15 protein-coding genes are annotated in these 18,273 nt (G+C 65.9%); 8 read left to right on the top strand and 7 right to left on the bottom strand.

The annotated features are described in order from the left end of the window. The 3 genes from ERC79_RS01225 (at position 1) to ERC79_RS22875 (ending at position 1,873) form a co-directional block, all read left to right on the top strand. Positions 1-762, top strand: coding sequence for an amino acid ABC transporter ATP-binding protein (locus ERC79_RS01225; protein ID WP_278249718.1), 762 nt, complete (start codon positions 1-3; stop codon positions 760-762). An 80-nt stretch (positions 763-842) separates the two neighbouring features. Continuing rightward, positions 843-1,691: an SPFH domain-containing protein gene (locus tag ERC79_RS01220; RefSeq protein WP_131575035.1), complete on the top strand. Its 849-nt coding sequence runs from the start codon at positions 843-845 to the stop codon at positions 1,689-1,691. 20 nt (positions 1,692-1,711) lie between these two features. Next, entirely contained in the window at positions 1,712-1,873 is a 162-nt protein-coding gene (locus ERC79_RS22875; RefSeq protein ID WP_165497019.1) for a hypothetical protein, read from the top strand. Between the two features lie 13 nt (positions 1,874-1,886). On the opposite strand, the gene ERC79_RS01215 is transcribed toward ERC79_RS22875, so the two are convergent. Next, on the bottom strand, positions 1,887-2,735 hold the full coding sequence (locus ERC79_RS01215) for a class I SAM-dependent methyltransferase (RefSeq protein WP_131575034.1): 849 nt from the start codon (positions 2,733-2,735) through the stop codon (positions 1,887-1,889). 290 nt (positions 2,736-3,025) lie between these two features. Between ERC79_RS01215 and rpsA the strand changes: the two genes are divergently transcribed. Beyond that, on the top strand, positions 3,026-4,498 hold the full coding sequence (gene rpsA, locus ERC79_RS01210; protein ID WP_131575033.1) for a 30S ribosomal protein S1: 1,473 nt from the start codon (positions 3,026-3,028) through the stop codon (positions 4,496-4,498). A gap of 155 nt (positions 4,499-4,653) precedes the next feature. On the opposite strand, the gene ERC79_RS01205 is transcribed toward rpsA, so the two are convergent. Then, positions 4,654-4,866: a hypothetical protein gene (locus tag ERC79_RS01205; RefSeq protein ID WP_131575032.1), complete on the bottom strand. Its 213-nt coding sequence runs from the start codon at positions 4,864-4,866 to the stop codon at positions 4,654-4,656. 122 nt (positions 4,867-4,988) lie between these two features. On the opposite strand from ERC79_RS01205, the gene coaE reads away from it, so the two are divergent. After that, positions 4,989-6,212: a dephospho-CoA kinase gene (gene coaE, locus ERC79_RS01200; RefSeq protein ID WP_207390403.1), complete on the top strand. Its 1,224-nt coding sequence runs from the start codon at positions 4,989-4,991 to the stop codon at positions 6,210-6,212. Between the two features lie 8 nt (positions 6,213-6,220). Here the strand turns inward: coaE and ERC79_RS01195 are convergent, their stop codons facing one another. Next, positions 6,221-6,799, bottom strand: a complete 579-nt coding sequence (locus ERC79_RS01195; protein WP_131575031.1) for a DUF402 domain-containing protein — start codon at positions 6,797-6,799, stop codon at positions 6,221-6,223. 103 nt (positions 6,800-6,902) lie between these two features. Here ERC79_RS01195 and uvrB point away from each other — a divergent pair, with 103 nt between their 5' ends. The 3 genes from uvrB (at position 6,903) to ERC79_RS01180 (ending at position 10,600) form a co-directional block, all read left to right on the top strand. Then, positions 6,903-9,059, top strand: coding sequence for an excinuclease ABC subunit UvrB (gene uvrB, locus ERC79_RS01190; protein WP_131575030.1), 2,157 nt, complete (start codon positions 6,903-6,905; stop codon positions 9,057-9,059). Positions 9,060-9,078: 19 nt separating this feature from the next. Further along, positions 9,079-9,951: a hypothetical protein gene (locus tag ERC79_RS01185; RefSeq protein ID WP_131575029.1), complete on the top strand. Its 873-nt coding sequence runs from the start codon at positions 9,079-9,081 to the stop codon at positions 9,949-9,951. Between the two features lie 196 nt (positions 9,952-10,147). Continuing rightward, positions 10,148-10,600, top strand: coding sequence for a universal stress protein (locus tag ERC79_RS01180; protein WP_131575028.1), 453 nt, complete (start codon positions 10,148-10,150; stop codon positions 10,598-10,600). 10 nt (positions 10,601-10,610) lie between these two features. Here ERC79_RS01180 and ERC79_RS01175 read toward each other — a convergent pair whose 3' ends face one another. The 4 genes from ERC79_RS01175 to otsB form a co-directional block, all read right to left on the bottom strand. Next, positions 10,611-11,033, bottom strand: coding sequence for a hypothetical protein (locus tag ERC79_RS01175; RefSeq protein WP_131575027.1), 423 nt, complete (start codon positions 11,031-11,033; stop codon positions 10,611-10,613). Between the two features lie 89 nt (positions 11,034-11,122). Next, a complete protein-coding gene (locus ERC79_RS01170) occupies positions 11,123-13,348 on the bottom strand; it encodes an ATP-binding domain-containing protein (protein WP_131580631.1) in 2,226 nt (741 codons plus the stop codon). A 157-nt stretch (positions 13,349-13,505) separates the two neighbouring features. Further along, positions 13,506-14,396 carry a DoxX family protein gene (locus ERC79_RS01165; protein ID WP_131575025.1) on the bottom strand — a complete coding sequence of 297 codons (891 nt, stop codon included), beginning with the start codon at positions 14,394-14,396 and terminating at the stop codon, positions 13,506-13,508. A 66-nt stretch (positions 14,397-14,462) separates the two neighbouring features. Continuing rightward, a complete protein-coding gene (gene otsB, locus ERC79_RS01160) occupies positions 14,463-18,188 on the bottom strand; it encodes a trehalose-phosphatase (RefSeq protein ID WP_131575023.1) in 3,726 nt (1,241 codons plus the stop codon). Positions 18,189-18,273 lie beyond the last annotated feature (85 nt).

The raw sequence follows: 18,273 nt of genomic DNA, 5'->3' as shown, positions 1-18,273 counted from the left end.
ATGACGGCCATGGTCGAGGCGGATCGGGTGTGCAAGAACTTCGGCGCACTGAAGGTGCTGCGCGGGGTGTCGCTCGAGGTGGAACGAGGTGCGGTCATGTGCCTGGTCGGGCCGTCGGGCTCGGGGAAATCGACGTTCCTGCGCTGCATCAATCATCTCGAACGGGTCGACGCCGGTCGCCTGTACGTCGACGGCGAATTGGTCGGGTATGCCGAGCGTGCCGGCAAGTTGTACGAATTGAGCCCCCGCGCCTCCGCTCGGCAGCGCCGAGACATCGGCATGGTGTTTCAGCACTTCAATCTGTTCCCGCACCGCACGGCGCTCGAGAACATCATCGAGGCCCCGGTCCAGGTGAAGAAGGTGCCTCGGGCCAAGGCGATCGAGCGGGCCGTCGATCTGTTGGAGCAAGTGGGGATGGCGGAGAAGGCGAGTGCATACCCGGCCCAGCTGTCGGGAGGTCAGCAACAGCGCGTGGCGATCGCGCGAGCCCTCGCGATGGACCCGAAGCTCATGTTGTTCGACGAGCCGACCTCCGCACTCGACCCCGAACTGGTCGGTGAGGTGCTGGCGGTGATGAAACAGCTTGCGAAGGAAGGAATGACGATGATCGTCGTCACCCACGAGATGGGCTTCGCACGTGAGGTCGCCGACCAATTGGTCTTCATGGACGGCGGCGTCGTCGTCGAGTCGGGCGATCCGCGCGAGTTGCTCGCCAACCCGCAGCAGGAGCGCACGAAGGAGTTTCTCTCGAAGCTCCTGTGACCGGGTCGGTGGTCGATCCCGGTTGGCCGTAAGATATCGTGGTGATATCACATTGATATTCTTCGAGAGGTTGGCCAACGATGGAGCGTCGAGCATTTCGGTTGAACGGGTTCGCGGTGCTGGCCGGGTTCGTGGTGGTGGCCGCTGCGGCCGCACTCGCGGCGCTGACCGAGACTGCGGCAGGCATCGCGGCGGCGGTGCTACTGGCCCTGGTCGCACTCGTGGTATTGACCGGGTTCACCGTGATCAATCCGAACGAGGCGCGCGTTGTGCAGTTCCTCGGTCGCTACGTCGGGTCCGTCTCGGCCGCTGGGTTCCAGTGGGTGATTCCGTTGACCACCAAGAAGCGGATCACGTTGCGGGTCCGGAACTTCGAGACAGCCAAGCTCAAGGTCAACGACGCCGACGGCAATCCCGTCGAGATCGCGGCCGTCGTCGTATACAAGGTGGCGGACAGCGGTAAGGCCACTTTCGCGGTCGACGACTACGAGGAGTACGTCGCGATCCAGTCGGAGGCGGCGGTTCGGCACCTTGCCACCAGTCACCCGTACGACTCGCACGAGGTCGGTCGCACGAGCCTGCGTGACGGCAGCGAGGTTGCCGCGGAGCTGACCTCCGAGCTCAGTGAGCGCACCGAACTTGCCGGCGTCGAGCTCGTCGAGGCGCGCATCACCCACCTGGCGTACGCGCCGGAGATCGCTCAGGCCATGCTTGTCCGTCAGCAGGCGGCGCAAGTCGTCGCCGCGCGCACCCACATCGTGGAGGGTGCCGTGGGAATGGTGGGGCTCGCGCTCGAGCGATTGTCGGAGCAGGGAGTGGTCGAACTGGATGAGGAACGCAAGGCTGCGATGGTATCCAACCTGCTGGTCGTCCTGTGCGGGGACAAGGCGACGCAGCCGGTGGTCAACGCGGGTTCCCTGTACTCGTGACGCGGTCTGGGTGCTGACCGGTGGTCGAGCGGAAGAAAGTGCTGCTGCGGTTGGATCCCGCTGTGTACGAGGCTGTCGCGAAGTGGGCGGCCGACGATCTGCGCAGCGTCAACGCGCAGCTCGAATACGCGTTACGGCTCGCGCTCGACCAGGTCGGCCGCGGCACCCGCAAGGAGACGTGAGCCGGCGGAGTCGTCAGTCGGGCTTGCGGGTGACGAAAATGGCCGTGCCGGGGAAGAGTTGACCACGCAGCGGGCTCCACTGCCCCCACTCGCGGTCCAGCCACTCGGGCCATTCCGGCTCGACGATGTCGCGGATCTCGAGTCCCGCCGCGACGGCCTCGCGAACCCGGTCGCCGATCGTCCGGTGGTGTTCGACGTATGTCGGCACCCCTTCGTCATCGACCTCGACGTACGGGGTCCGGTCGAAGTACGACAGCGCCGCAGTGAGGCCGAGGGGTCCGGGGTCGTCGGGGAAGATCCAGCGGATCGGGTGATTGACGGCGAACACCCACAGGCCGCCGGGTCGCAGCACCCTGGCCACCTCCCGCATCACCCGCGCGGAATCGGCGACGAATGGCACCGCGCCGAAGGCTGAGCATGCGATGTCGAAGCTCTCGTCGAGGAACGGCAGCGTCTCGGCTCCGGCCTGCACCAGCGGCACCGCCGGCCCGCCTCGCTCGATCGCGTCCCGGCCGCGGGCGAGCATGCCCATAGACAGGTCCAGGCCTACCGCGTGGGCACCCTGTCCGGCGAGCCAGCGTGCGCACGGCGCGGATCCACAGCCGACCTCGAGGATCTGCTTCCCCGCGATGTCCCCGAGGAGTCGAATGTCGCCCTCGTGCAGGCCCTCCGGGCACCAGACGAACTCACCCGCGGTGGAATCGACACCGAGAAACTCGCCGTGCGTGCGGTGGTAGTCGTCGGCGTCGGCATCCCACCACGCGCGACTGGCCCGTTCGCTGTCCGCGGACCCGATTCGGGTACGGCTCACCCCGCTCGTTCCGAGCGTGGAGATGGCGGCGGCATGGCGATCGTCGGACATGGTCGTCAAGGGTAGAGAGTCCGGTCGTGGATGGAACCGCCAGGTGAATCGGCAGCGCAGTGCCGGGGTTTGCCCAGCTAGCTCGAGGTCGCGTACCCTGTTGCTCGCGAGTGTCTTCGGTGCGAACCCATGCCGGTTGCTGTTTCGGCTGCAGGGTCGGTACGGAAGCCTCGCGGGGGACTGGATGTCGGGTCGGTTTCGGTGTTGTGCCGGAATCTACGTCATGCCGGTCCACCTGTCTGACAGAACACAACCAACCGACTAACAACCCGTCCGGAGCAACTCAACACATGCCCTCCAACACCGTGACCTCGCCGCAGGTAGCCGTCAACGACATCGGCTCCGCCGAGGACTTCCTCGCCGCCATCGACGCCACGATCAAGTACTTCAACGATGGCGACATCGTCGAAGGCACCATCGTCAAGGTCGACCGCGACGAGGTCCTGCTCGACATCGGTTACAAGACCGAAGGCGTCATCCCTTCCCGTGAGCTCTCCATCAAGCACGACGTCGACCCCAATGAGGTCGTCTCCGTGGGCGATGAGGTCGAAGCCCTGGTCCTCACCAAGGAGGACAAGGAAGGTCGACTGATCCTGTCGAAGAAGCGTGCTCAGTACGAGCGCGCCTGGGGCACCATCGAGGAGCTCAAGGAGAAGGACGAGGCCGTCAAGGGCACCGTCATCGAGGTCGTCAAGGGTGGCCTCATCCTCGACATCGGCCTGCGTGGCTTCCTCCCCGCTTCCCTGGTCGAGATGCGCCGTGTCCGTGACCTCCAGCCGTACGTCGGCAAGGAGATCGAGGCCAAGATCATCGAGCTCGACAAGAACCGCAACAACGTGGTCCTGTCGCGTCGCGCATGGCTCGAGCAGACCCAGTCCGAGGTCCGCAGCGAGTTCCTGCACCAGCTGCAGAAGGGCCAGGTCCGCAAGGGCGTCGTGTCCTCCATCGTCAACTTCGGTGCCTTCGTTGACCTCGGTGGCGTCGACGGTCTGGTTCACGTCTCCGAGCTGTCCTGGAAGCACATCGATCACCCGTCCGAGGTCGTCGAGGTCGGTACCGAGGTCACCGTCGAGGTTCTCGACGTCGACCTGGATCGTGAGCGCGTCTCCTTGTCGCTGAAGGCGACCCAGGAAGATCCGTGGCGTCAGTTCGCCCGCACCCACGCCATCGGCCAGATCGTGCCGGGCAAGGTCACCAAGCTCGTCCCGTTCGGCGCGTTCGTTCGCGTCGAGGAGGGAATCGAGGGCCTGGTGCACATCTCCGAGCTGGCCGAGCGCCACGTGGAGGTTCCGGACCAGGTTGTCGGCGTCGGCGACGATGCGCTCGTCAAGGTCATCGATATCGACCTGGAGCGTCGCCGTATCTCGCTGTCGCTCAAGCAGGCGAACGAGGACTACAACGCCGAGTTCGATCCGTCCAAGTACGGCATGGCCGACTCGTACGACGACCAGGGCAACTACATCTTCCCCGAGGGCTTCGATCCCGAGACCAACGAATGGCTCGAGGGCTTCGACAAGCAGCGTGAAGAGTGGGAGTCGCGGTACGCCGAGGCCGAGCGTCGCCACAAGATGCACACTGCTCAGATGGAGAAGACGGCTGCCGACGAGGCTGCCGAGGCCGCGGCCGGTGCTTCGGGCACCAACTACTCCTCCGAGTCGGGTGCCGACGAAACTACGTCGGAGCGCACCGAGTCCGCAGGCGGTTCGCTCGCCAGCGATGCTCAGCTCGCCGCTCTGCGTGAGAAGCTGTCGGGCAACGCCTAGTCACAGCGGCCTGAAGCTTCAGGCTTGAACAACCGAGACCCCGGTCCTGCGTATGCGGGACCGGGGTTTTCGTATGTGGTCGCGCGCCCCTTGGACGACGGTGGCCCGGTCCCTGAGAGGGACCGGGCCACCGGGTTCGAGGATCTCGTGTGAAGCTAGCCGGCCGCGGCGGGCGACCATCGGACAGGCTGCGCCGCCGACCGTTTGCGGATGGCCGCGAAACTGTGGCGGGCAGGACTGAGCAACCCGGTGAACCAATTGCGGCGGTGTTCGGCGAGCGCCAGAGCCACCTCGGGTATCAGGACCACGTGAACACCGTTCTCCATGCCGAGACGGTGCCGACCGTTACGGGCGGGATTGCTTGGCATGAAGCTCCTTTTCTGGAATCGGCAGACCGGGCACGTAAATCGAAAGGCTAGTGGACCAGCAGGTCAAAGCCTTGCATTTGTCGTTCGTGATCTTCGGCGTGTTTAGTGCGAGACTGGTCGGCGTGTTGAGAGTGGGCCTCACCGGAGGCATTGGAGCCGGCAAGTCGACCGTGTCGAAAGTCCTCGCGGAACTGGGCGCGGTCATAGTGGATGCAGATCTGATAGCGCGCGAGGTCGTCGAGCCCGGAACACCGGGCCTGGCGGCCCTGGTCGACGCCTTCGGGGCCGGCATCTTGCAGGCTGACGGTGCGCTCGACCGGCCGGCACTGGCGGCACAGGCATTCGGCAGCAGTGAATCCCGCGCGCTACTCAACTCGATCCTGCATCCGAGGATCGGCCAGCGGACCGCCGAACTTGTCGAGGGTGCTGCGGCCGACGGGATCGTGGTGCAGGACATTCCCCTGCTCGTCGAGGGACATATGGGGCCGGCGTTCAACCTCGTCCTGGTCGTCTATGCCGACGAAGCGGAGCGGCTACGTCGTCTCGTCGAGGTGCGCGGAATGCGGGAGTCCGACGCGAGGGCTCGGATGGCGGCCCAGGCCACTGACGACGAACGCCGGTCGGCGGCCGATGTCTGGCTCGACAACAGCGGTTCTCCGGAGCTGATCGAGGCGCAGGTGCGCGCGTTGTTCGAGGACCGGCTCGTCCCGTTCGAGCGGAACGTGCGGACCCGCACGGTGGTGCCCGTACCGCCGCTCGTTCGGCCGTCCGACCCTGAATGGGCAGCGCAGGGAGCGCGACTGGTCGAACGGTTGCGGTCGGTCTGTGGAGACCGCGCTATCCGGGTCGACCACGTCGGATCCACCGCTGTCGAGGCGCTCGATGCCCGCGACGAGATTGACGTGCAGATCACCGTTGCCGACCTCGCCGCTGCCGACGCGCTCGCGGAACCGTTGGCGGTTGCCGGCTTCCCGCGGATCGACTCGGTTACCCGCGATGAACCGAAACCGGTCTATGGCGTCGGCGGCGAGGCGGATCCGGCTCTCTGGGCTGTCCGCGTCCACGGTTCCGCAGACCCGGGACGTCCAGCGCGGGTCTGCGTCCGCGTCGACGGGTGGCCTGGTCAGCAGTTCGCGCTGCTGTTGCGCGACTGGCTGCGCGCCGATGCTCAGGCCCGTCTCGAGTTCCTCGAGGTCAAGGAGATTGCCAGTGCGAAGGCGGCGGCCATCGCCGACGACGACGAGGCTGCGCTGACCTATGTCGAGTCGGTTGCGCCGTGGTTCGACCGCGGGTATCGCCGGGCGTGGGAGTGGGCGGAGCGCGCGGGATGGTCACCCGGGCAGTGAATCGCCGGTCATCGCCAGGTGACGGGCATCCCCTTCGACGCCAGCCAAGCGTCCATATCGTGTCCGTGTGCGGCGATCCCGTCCACTGCGGCCATCGCGCAATGCACTGCCCGATCGGCCGCGGCGGCCGAGATCAGCCCGTGCGCCGCAGCCGAGATCAGCTCGTCGACGTCGAGTAGTTCGGTGTCGCGTCCAGTCCGCACGACCAGGTCGAGGTAGTGGTCCTCGGACTTCCAGACGTCCGCGCCGCGGGTGAAGTCACCGATGTCGATGTAGTGGTCCTGATCCCGCTCGTGATACGGGTGGAAGTGGAAGATGGACGCCCGGATCCCGAGGTCTGGAAGCAGCCACGACTCGAGGTAGTGGAACTGCGGATGATCGGCGGTGCGGGCCATGTACAGACCCCAGGGCTCGACGCGGAAGTGGTCGACCGGGCGCACGAATCCCTTCGGATCGGTGTTGGTCCGTTCGGAGATGTTGAAGAACTCTGTCTTCGGGCGATGTGCCGGCGCCAGACCGAGCGTCGGCGCATAGGCAGGACGCGTGTGCGGAACGGGTTCTACAGCGCCCGGTTCGACATTCTCCATACAGCAGAAAGTACAGGCAATCGCGTGCCGGGACAGCGCCGATCGGGGTCCCTGCCGGCAGGCGTTATCGGAACTTGTCAGAGGCTACGCATACCCTGGGATCATGGCGTTTGCATCCGAGCACCCGGTGGTTGCACATTCGGAGTTCCGTCCGGTCAGCGATATCGAACGCGCGGACGGCCGGTTCGAGGTCGTCAGTGAGTACGAACCGGCCGGTGACCAACCGGAGGCCATTGCCGAACTGGAGCGGCGCATTCGCGGGGGCGAGAAGGATGTCGTGTTGCTCGGCGCGACCGGCACCGGTAAGTCCGCGACCACGGCGTGGTTGATCGAGAAGTTGCAGCGTCCGACGCTCTTGATGGCCCCGAACAAGACTCTTGCCGCACAGCTCGCGAATGAGCTGCGCGAGATGCTCCCCAACAATGCGGTCGAGTACTTCGTCTCCTACTACGACTACTACCAGCCGGAGGCGTACATAGCGCAGACGGATACGTACATCGAGAAGGACTCGTCGGTCAATGACGATGTCGAACGACTGCGGCACTCTGCGACATCGAGCTTGCTCTCGCGGCGGGATGTTGTGGTGGTCGCATCTGTCTCGTGCATCTACGGCCTCGGCACCCCGCAGTCATACTTGGATCGGTCCATCCAGCTCGATGTCGGCGTGGAGGTGCCGCGAGACGCGCTGTTGCGCTTGTTGGTCGACGTCCAGTACAACCGCAACGACATGGCGTTCACCCGCGGCTCGTTCCGGGTCCGCGGCGATACCGTCGAGATCATTCCGTCGTACGAGGAGCTGGCGGTCCGGATCGAGTTCTTCGGCGACGAGATCGAGGCGCTGTACTACCTGCATCCACTCACCGGTGATGTGGTGCGGCAGGTGAACTCGGTCCGAATCTTCCCCGCTACCCACTACGTGGCCGGTCCGGAGCGAATGGAACGGGCCGTCAAGGACATCGAGGCAGAGCTCGACGAACGTCTCGCGGACCTCGAGAACAAGGGCAAGCTGCTGGAGGCGCAACGGCTGCGGATGCGCACGCAGTACGACCTGGAAATGATCAAGCAGGTCGGATTCTGTTCGGGCATCGAGAACTACTCGCGGCACATCGACGGTCGGCCCGCGGGTTCGGCGCCGGCTACCCTGATCGACTACTTCCCCGAGGACTTTCTGCTGGTCATTGACGAGTCTCACGTCACCGTGCCGCAGATCGGTGCGATGTACGAGGGCGACATGTCCCGCAAGCGCAACCTGGTGGAATTCGGGTTCCGGCTACCATCCGCCACCGATAACCGACCCCTCACCTGGGAGGAGTTCAGCCAGCGGATCGGTCAGACCGTGTACTTGTCGGCCACCCCGGGAAAATACGAGCTCGGTCAATCGGGAGGCGAGTTCGTCGAACAGGTGATCCGTCCGACCGGACTGGTGGATCCGGAGGTTGTCGTCAAACCGACCAAGGGACAGATCGACGATCTGGTGAACGAGATCCGGCAGCGGACCGACAAGGACGAGCGTGTCCTCGTCACCACACTCACCAAGAAGATGGCCGAGGACCTCACCGACTACCTGCTCGAGCTCGGGATCCGGGTGCGCTATCTGCATTCCGACATCGACACGCTGCGCCGTGTCGAGCTGCTGCGCCAGCTCCGGCTCGGGGAGTACGACGTTCTGGTCGGCATCAACCTGCTGCGCGAGGGCCTGGACCTGCCCGAGGTGTCCCTGGTGGCGATCCTGGATGCAGACAAGGAGGGATTCCTGCGCAGCTCGACGAGCCTCATCCAGACGATCGGCCGTGCGGCCCGCAACGTGTCCGGCCAGGTGCACATGTATGCCGACAAGATCACCGACTCGATGAAGCACGCTATCGAGGAGACCGACCGCCGCCGCGAGAAGCAGATCGCATACAACACGGAGCGGGGCGTCGACCCGCAACCGCTGCGGAAGAAGATCGCTGACATTCTGGACCAGGTCTACGAGGAGGCCGAAGACACCGAGGTCGAGATCGGCGGCTCAGGTCGCAATGCCAGTCGGGGGCGTCGAGCGCAGGGCGAGGCCGGCCGCGCAGTGAGCGCGGGCGTGTACGAGGGCCGCGACGTCAAGTCCATGCCACGCGCCGAGCTTGCCGATCTGGTCAAGGAGCTCACCGATCAGATGATGAATGCGGCCCGTGACCTGCAGTTCGAGCTGGCAGGTCGGCTACGCGACGAGATCTCGGATTTGAAGAAGGAGCTGCGGGGGATGGACGCTGCGGGGCTGAAGTAACGCGCTAACGTTCTGACCCATGGACGTACAGGTTTCGGGTCGCACCGCCCGGTCGCTCGACTTACTTCACTCGCTGGCCTACTTCGCGCCGGAGGTGGAACGCGAACTGGTCGACGCCGGTTTGGAACCGGCGTGGATGACGTACTTCGCAGGCCGCGCCGCGCCGATGGGTGCCGTGGGGGCGGGCGTCGTCGCCGCGACGTTCTACAACTTCAACCCCGCGCTGATCGAGGAGGTTGTGCCGCGGGCGTGGAAGCTCGTGGACCCGAAAGAGATCACGCGCGCACGGTATCGCGGTGTCGATACGGCGTATCGCCGGCTCTTCGGAGAAGCGGTGATCGGCTCGACGGAGCTGGCGGAGGCGGCCCAGCTCGCGGCGATAGCCGCACAGTCGATTCCGGGTGTCGACGGACGTCCTCTGTACGCGGGGTATGCGGCGCTGGAGTGGCCGGAGCCACCGCATCTCGTGCTGTGGCATGCGCTCACACTGCTGCGCGAGTACCGCGGTGATGGGCACATCGCGGCGCTGCAGACGGCCGGGCTCAGCGGACTCGAGGCGTTGATCACACACACGGTGGCAGGAGTCGGCCCGCAAAAGAAGTTCGCGCTCACTCGGCGCGGCTGGACCCAGGAACAATGGGACGCCGCTGTTGCGCGGCTCCATGACCGTGAGCTCCTGGACGCCCGCGGCGAGCTCACCGACGACGGTCGCGAATTGCGCGAGGTCGTCGAGGATCTCACCGACGAGCTGGCATCGGCTCCCTGGACCGGGCTGGGCGAGGACGGCGCGGCCCGCCTTGCGGAGCTCGCCGGACCATGGCGCGACGCTGTGCTCGCGTCGGGGGTGTTCCCCCAGACGTTCTTCGGGCCGCGCTACGGCGAATCGCGCTAGGGGTGGTCCCGTTCCGCGCAGTCCGTGGTGAAATGGTGCCTGGGGTGGGTCGTCCACCGGGGGATGAGGCATATTGTGCCGCAATTCCGCCTGGCTCTGCGCAGATACGGCTACTGTCAGCGCAGCGAGCGGTGATATCGGTCGAACAGGGCACTGCAGTCACCGTCCTCGAAAACACGCACACATGGAGGAATGAATGAGCGCCTACCGGACCGTCGTCGTCGGAACCGATGGATCGGATTCGTCATTGCGTGCAGTCGAGAAGGCCGCCGCACTCGCAGGTGACGCCGAGGCGAAGCTGGTGATCGCATGCGCCTACTACCCGGCAGACCCCAAGGACATGGAGTCGGCGGCGGACACGCTGCGCGAGGATGCGTACCAGGTCACCGGGTCTGCGCCTACCTACGAGATCCTACGAACGGCGCGTGAGCGGGCTACCGCAGCGGGTGCCAAGAATATCGTCGAGCGGGCAATAGTGGGTGCGCCGGTCGATTCTCTGCTCGCCCTCGTCGACGAGGTGGAAGCGGATCTGCTGGTGATCGGCAACCGGGGACTCAACACCCTGACCGGACGCCTGCTGGGGTCCGTGCCGTCGGACGCCGCACGCAAATCGACATCAGATGTGTTGATCGTGCACACTGTTCGCTGAGTGGGCGACGTCAACAGAGATCCGTGCGGGCCGCCCGCAACATGAGTTGCGCGGCGGCCTCACCGGTGAGGCGTCCGCCGGACAGGCTGGCGGCGTATCCGGCGATGGGCCGCAGCTGCTCGAGGATCGCCGGTTCCGGCGTACCTCCCGCAAGGTGCCGGCAGGTTGCGTCCAGGAGCGCGCGCAGAGTCGAGGCAGGAACGACGGCGGGGAGGCCGCCGTCGAGCAGCGCTTGTTCGTATGCGGTGGTGCGCGGATCGATGACCGGTGTGGGGGCCACGGACTCGGCTGGCGGTACTGGAGCCGGCGCTGCGGCGGTGTCGACGGTCGGCGCCGCGGCACAGCTACTGATCGCTGCACACACCGCGAGTGCGCTGACCACGGCGGTCAGCGCTGTACGCGTTCGGCGGCGGTAGCGAAGCGGTGCGGCCACGATGATTCCCGTTCTCGTTCGTCGGGGGAACGCCGACCCGTCGGGTTGACGCCCTAGGCACGGTACATCGTCCGCTTCGGGTTCTCTGATCAGACGCGCGGCGCTGTTACCGGATCGCCTAACGCCTCCAAGACGGCCGGCAGGGGCCGCGAGTGCACTATCCCGAGGCGTTGAGTCGCGCGGGTGAGAGCAACGTACAGGTCATTGATGCCGCGCGGCGACTCGTCGAGGAGGTCCTGTGGTTCGACGATCAGAACCGAATCGAATTCCAGCCCCTTCGCGTCCTTGACGGTCAGCACGCTCACCGAATCCGAGCGAAGGTCAGCCAGGGCCGCGACGTGCTCGTGACCCGCAAGGACTGCGGTCAGGCCCGGTCCCGTCTCAGCTGCGACCTGTCGTCGAACCTCGTCGACAACAGCATCCGCGTCCACCCGTTCCGCCCACGGTGAGAATCCGGAGTCGCGGACCGAACGCGGCACCGTCTGATTCGGATCGATCTCCTCGAGTACCCGGTGCGCGAGTTCCATGATTTCCGCAGGTGTCCGGTAGTTCACGGTGAGTTCGGTCAGCTTCCACCGCTGTGCGACATAGGGTGCCAGGACGTCCTGCCAGGACGAGCTTCCTGCGGGATCACCAGTTTGGGCGATGTCGCCGACCAGAGTCATCCAGCGGTTGGGGATGCGGCGCATCAACATCCGCCAGGCCATCTCGGAGAGCTCCTGGGCCTCGTCGACGATCACATGCCCGTAGGTCCACGTGCGGTCCGACGCGGCGCGCTCGGCGGTGGTCTGGCGCTGGCCGAGATCCTGACGTTCGGCGAGCTGGCTGGCATCGATCAGGTCGTAAGCCATGAGGATCTCGGGATCGAGCTCGTCCTCGAGGTCCTGCGGTGCCGAGCCCGTGAGGATGTCCAGCGCGCCTTGGGCATCCGCGATCTGAGCACGCCACCGGCGTTGGGCGCGCTCGCGTTCGGCTGCGTCATCCACACCCAGGAGCTCGGCGAGCTCATCGAGCAGCGGTGCGTCGGCGGCGCTGAACCCGACACCCTCAGTCCGCAGCAGAGTTGCGCGCTCGTCGTCGGTGAGCTCGGCGGCCGCATCCGCCAATCGCTTCGGCGATCGGAGCAGATCTGTGAGCACCTGCTGTGGGGTGAGGTCGGGCCAGAGGTCGTCGAGCGCCGCCATGATCGCGGGATCCTCGCGCATCTCGTCCCGCATGTCTGCGACGTCCTCACGGCTGAGCAGATTGCCGCCGTCGACGACATTGGCACCGAGCGTGTCGGCGAGCTGCTGTGCGAGTGCCTCGATGACGGCGGAGACGAAGATCGGGCGTGCCAGATTGTGTGGGCGGCGCGACGAACGGGCCCGTCCCCGCGCACGGGTGACGATCTTGCGGTCGATCGTCACGGGATAGGTGTCGAACCGGAGCTCGATCGGGGCCTTCGGGACTTCTTGTCGGTCCCGCACCGCCTTCTTCAGAATCTCGATCATCGCCAGTGAGCCCTTGATTTCCCCGGCCGCCAGTGTGTCCTCCCGCGCGGCGCGGACTCCGGGGTAGAGGTCGCCGATGGTCGACAGCAGCACACCGGTCTCGCCGAGGGAGGGCAGCACCTGACTGATGTAGTCCAGGAAGGTCTCGTTCGGTCCGATGATGAGGACGCCGGCCTTCGCGAGCTGCTGGCGGTAGGTGTACAGCAGGTAGGCGGCGCGATGCAGCGCGACGGCCGTCTTGCCGGTTCCGGGCCCGCCCTGGACGACCAGCACACTCTTGTGGGTCGAGCGGATAATCGCGTCCTGCTCGCTCTGGATCGTCTCGACGATGTCGTGCATCTGACCGGTCCGGGCGGCGTTGAGGGCCGACAGCAGCGCACTTTCGCCCGCGACCCCGCCTGCGCCGGAAGCGGCGCCGTTCGCCTCGGCGGAGGCGAGGTCGAGGAACTCGTCGTTGATTCCGGTGACGGTGCGGCTCCGGCTGCGGATGTGGCGACGCCTGGTCACACCATCCGGTGCGGCCGGGGTCGCCAGATAGAACGGTCGCGCCATCGGCGCGCGCCAGTCGAGCAGCAGGGGCTCGTAGTCGTTCGCCTCGTCGAGGATTCCGACCCGCCCGATGTACCGCTGCTCCTCGTCGAGATCGATCCGACCGAAGCACAATCCGTTCTCCGCGGCGTCGTAGCGCGCCAGATCCTCGGTGTACATCTGGCTGAACGACTCGCGTTCGCTGCGAGCCTGCGGGGTGCCGCCCGACTCGAGCAACACCCGGCTCAGGCGGGTCGACGCGTACGCGCGAAGCCTGTCGAGACGCTCGTAGAGCATCGACAGATACCCCTGCTCGTGTTCGAGATCGGGGTGCACGCGGGCCTCGTCCGGCAAGAGGTCTCCTAGGTTCGGGAACGACGTGAAAAGCGCCAAAACAGTCTAGTGCGCGCTCAACGCCGCCGCAGAATCGCTGGGGCCCGGTCCCGCGGTGCGATCAGTCCTGGAGTTCGGCGGCCTTGGCGCGAGCCGCTGCCAGCGCTCGCTCAGCACGCTTGCGGGCTTGCCGGCTCAACGTCTCCCCTTGCACGGAGGCCGTCGTCGCCCACTCGCTGCCACGTTCGCGTGCGATCTGTGCCAGTTCGGTCCCGCGTTCGCGGGCGATCTCGGCTAGGACGGGACCGCGTTCGCGAGCGAGCTCGGCGAGTGCCGGGCCGCGTTCGCGGGCGACATCCGTGAGCTCGGCGCCACGTTCCTTGGCGAGATGGGCGAGGGCAGCGCCGCGGTGGCGGGCCGTGTCGAGCAGTTCGCTGCTGCGCTCACCGGCGTGCTCCGCCGCGAGCCGGGCCCGGTCGGATACGAGTTGCCGACCGTGGCCGGAATTGCGGTTGTCGTTGTTCGACAGTCTCTCCGCGGTCTCCGCGACCGACGCCTGTGCCTTGCGGGCGGCCCGGCGCCCACGCCATCCGAGCGATGGCTTCGCCTCCGTGTCGACCGCGGCAATCAGCAGCCCCCCGAGCATCGTCATGTTCTTGAAGAACTGCATGCGCTGAATCGCGCGCTGCTGTGGGTCGTCTGCGTTCCAGAAGTCGTGACCGGCCAACGTCGTGGGCACAAGTGTGCCTGCCAGTACCAGTGACGCCACCCGGGGAGCCTTCCCCACGGCGAGCAGCGCTCCGGCCCCGACCTGGATCGCGGCGTTGATCTTGACGAGTGTTTCGGGATCGGGCGGGATCCGGTCCGTCACGGTGGCGGGCAGTGTCTCGACGCTCTTCTCCAGGAACGGCGTGGCGGCCTGTGCTTTCGGGGCGGGACTGCGGAGCGTGTCGATTCCGCCGGCGATGAAGACGGAGGACAGCAGCGGGCGGGCAATACGGCGAACGATCATGGACGGCCTCCCAACCTAGGTTTCTGTTCCACCGTATCCATGCTGACGGGATCCGGCAGATGGTCGCTAGCTCAGCTGTACCGTCGAACCCGGATGTAATTGCGCAACCTGGCCCCGGCACTCGATCTCGATCGGAGGCTGGTTCCCCGCTGCGGCACTGACCTGTACTTGTCGGCCACTGATTTGTAGTCGGAGTCGGTGTCCCCGGTAGTAGATGGGAAATTCGAGTGTTCCGAGTGCTTCCGGCCAGAGGGGTGTGAACACCAATCGGCCCCCGCGAGCCTCCATTCCGGAGAAGCACCGTTGCACCAGGTCGACGCTCCCGGCCATGGCGGCCAGATGGATACCCTCCGAGGTCGTACCGCCTTGGATATCGGCGATGTCGGACTTGAGCACTCGGTCGAAGAAGTCGATGGCCTGATCGCGGTTGGCTCGTGCCAGCACCCACGAGTGCACGACTCCACTGAGAGTCGAGCCATGTGATGTCCGTGCCAGGTAGTAATCGATGGTCCGCGGGATGGCTTCGCCCGGGAGTTCGTAGCCGAGTCGCTCGAGAAGTTCGCGCAACTCGTCGGCGGACAGCAGGTAGAACAGCATCAGAACGTCGGCTTGCTTCGAGGCGCGGTAACAGTTGACGTCGTCGCCCTCTGCCTCGAGGATCCGGTCGAGACGCTGGATGTCGCCGTACTGTCGGCCGTAGCTGTCCCAATCCAACTCGGCCAGGTTCTCGTACCCCTCGAACTGGCTGATGACACGGTCGTGGAACGGAACGAACATGGTGTGGGTGATTGCCTCCCATCGCGCGATCTCCTGGGCATGGAGCCCGAGGGCTTGTGTCAGGTCCGATCTGATCTGCAACGGGATTTGGTCGAGCGCCTCTATGGCCCGCAGGATCACCCACACCGACATGACGTTGGTGTACGCGTTGTTGTCGATGCCCGCGTAGGGGGCGCCCGGATAACCGGCATGGAACTCGTCGGGGCCGATGACGCCGCGGATGGTGTACCGGTCGCGGGTCTCGTCGTAGGTGGCGCGACCGGCATAGAACCGGGCGATTTCCAACAGCATCTCGGCGCCGAATTCGATGAGGAACTCCAGATCACCCGTCACCTGGTAGTACTGCCACACGTTGTAGGCGACTGCGATCCCGATATGGTGCTGGAGTCGGCTCGGGTCCGGGTTCCAGCGCCCGGACCGGGGATTGAGGTGCAGCTGCTGGCTTTCCTCGCGCCCGTCGCTACCGGACTGCCACGGGAACATCGCTCCGGCATGGCCCGCCTCGCTCGCCGCTCGCCGGGCCTCACGCAGGCGACGGTAGCGGTACCGCAGCAACGATCGGGTGAGAGTGGGCAGTCGCAGGTTCAGCACCGGGAATACGAAGAGTTCGTCCCAGAAGATGTGCCCGCGGTAGGCCTCACCGTGCAGGCCTCGTGCAGGAACACCGACATCCAGGTCGGCGGTGTTGGGGGAGACCGTCTGCAGCATCTGAAGCAGGTGGAGCCGAACGATGCGCAGGGCGTGACCGTGGCCCTCGAGCTCGATTCCGAGGTTGTCCCACAACCGCGCCCAGGCCAGCACGTGACCGTCGAGCACTTCGTCGAATCGGGTCAGGCGGGCCAGCCAGCGGGCGGCTTCGTCGGATGGCTCGGAGACTGCATGATCGCGTCCGGTGAACACGGTCACCAGCTTCTCCAGTGTCACGGACCTGTTCGCTTCGACGTCGACGGTGATGTCGTGGCCGATCTGGCCGTCGTCGTCGACGAGTCGATACGAGCCGGCGATGCGCTCGTCGCCGTTCCACAGCGTGCTTCGGGCCGCCATCGCCACCGGAATTCGTGATCGGTTCGTCTGAACCGCGAGCAGCACCGAGTCTGCAGTGAGCTCAGTTGCCTGTAGTGGTTCGAGGTGCCGGCCCGAGAGCTGGCGATAGCGCTCGACGAGGGTGTTCTCGACCGCAGCATCCAACACCGAGCGAATCTCGAGACGACCGGACCAGTTCTCGGCCACGAACGTCGTCTCGAGGGCGCAGGCATGCGGAAGGTTCATCGCGACGAATCTCCGCTGGACGACGGAAGTGACGTGCCCGGCCTCGTCGCGGATCCGGAACCGCCGGGTGAGAACCGCCCGGCGAAGATCGAGGTATTGCCGGTAGTCGAGCAATTCTGCCGAGTCGATGTCGAACCAGGCGGCTCGCTCGGTGCGGAACGTGACGGGCAACCAGTTCGGCAGGTTGACCATGCTCTCGTTCTCGATCGTGTTCCCCGCGATCTCGTCGCGTAGTCGGTTGAAGATCCCGGCCGCGTAGGTTCCCGGGTAGTGCACGGCGTCGGCCCGAGATTCGGGCGTGCAGCCGCGGGTGGCGAAGTAGCCGTTCCCGACGGTGCAGATCGCTTCACGCAGCTTCTCGGTAGGCGGATCGTAACCCTCGAAGAACACTGTCCACGGGTCGTCGGGTGGCGGTGTGGTCGTGGGATCGCTTCCGAGTAGATCGGCGAGCCGTTGCAGAAGTTCGCGGACCTCGTCGGGGCTGTCGACCGCGAACTGCGCCGTAGACCGGCGATCGCCCTGCTCGCTGTGGCGGACCACGATCCCGACTCCCGTTGTTGCGACGGCATCGAACGCGTCCTCGTCGGTGAGGTCGTCGCCGATGTAGATCGGCAGTAGATCCGCCACATCGCCCATCCGATCAAGCACCCAGAGCAGCGCTCGGCCCTTGTCCCAATCGATATCCGGGCGGATCTCGGTGACCTTGCGCCCGTTCGTGACCCGAATCCGATCCACGCCGTTCGCGGCCGCGTACACCGCCGCGACGACCTCCTCTACTCGGTCCGGATCGACGTTGCGATGGTGAACGGCAACGGCGAATCGCTTGTGTTCCACCAGAACTCCGGGAACATCCCGGAGGCGTTCCCTCAGGGAATCGGCGACTCGCGCAAGGTCCGGTGCTGCCGCCAGCGCGGCGTCGTTCTGGTGGAACTCCCCGTCAGGCCCGAGGAGTTCGCAGCCGTGGCTGCCTGCGTACCAGATTCCCGGCACACCGACCCGTCGCTGGACGTCTGTGAGATCTCGGCCGCTGATCACGGCAAGCCGACAGTTGCGAGCCAGACGCGCGAGCTCGGTTGACATGCCGTCGACAAGCGCAGCCGCGTCGGGATCGTTGACGATGTTTGCGAGGGTGCCGTCGAAGTCGAGGAACACCACGGGTCGTCGAGTGCGCAGGATGGTGGTCGATTGGTGGCGCGATGTCAGTGCGTGCGGGAGCTCCGAGATCCGGTGGTCGCTGGTGGGAATGTCGATGTCGGCAGAGTCCGCGACCACCACGTGGGCACCGGCACGGCGCAGCGCGTCGCCGTCGTGCGCTTGGTCGACGCCGATCACGAGCGCGAAACCGCCACGTCTGCCGGCCGCGACGCCGAGCTCCGTGTTATCGATGACCACGGTCCGGGCGGGCGCAGTGCCGAGCCGGTGGGTCGCCTCGACCAGCACGGCCGGGTCGGGGACGTCAGGGAGTCCCAGTTCGTCGGCCACCGCGGCGTCGACTCGAACGTCGAACAGGTCGCCGATGCCCGCAGCGTCCAGGATCTGCGCGCAGTTGCGCCGCGCCGAGACGACGGCCGTTCCGACGCCTGCGCTGCGCAGCCGCCGTACCAGTGCAATGGTGGAATCGCGTACCGGCACTGCGCTCACCTCGGACCGGATGGCCCGCCTGAGTGCCACGGCATCGATGACGACACCGTCGAGGTCGAAGATCGCCGCATCGAATCGGCGGCGGTCTATTGCGACTCGCGTCATCGCTCGAACTCTGGTGACCTGTGCATGGCCGCCTGCTCTCCATACCGTCGATCAACGAAACGATGGCCTGCATTCAGGTGAGGTG

Origin of the sequence: Rhodococcus sp. ABRD24, assembly GCF_004328705.1 — a bacterium.
Taxonomy (GTDB): Bacteria; Actinomycetota; Actinomycetes; order Mycobacteriales; family Mycobacteriaceae; genus Prescottella.
The sequence above is the reverse complement of the archived record's forward strand: the minus strand, read 5'-3'. Positions and strand labels throughout refer to the sequence as shown.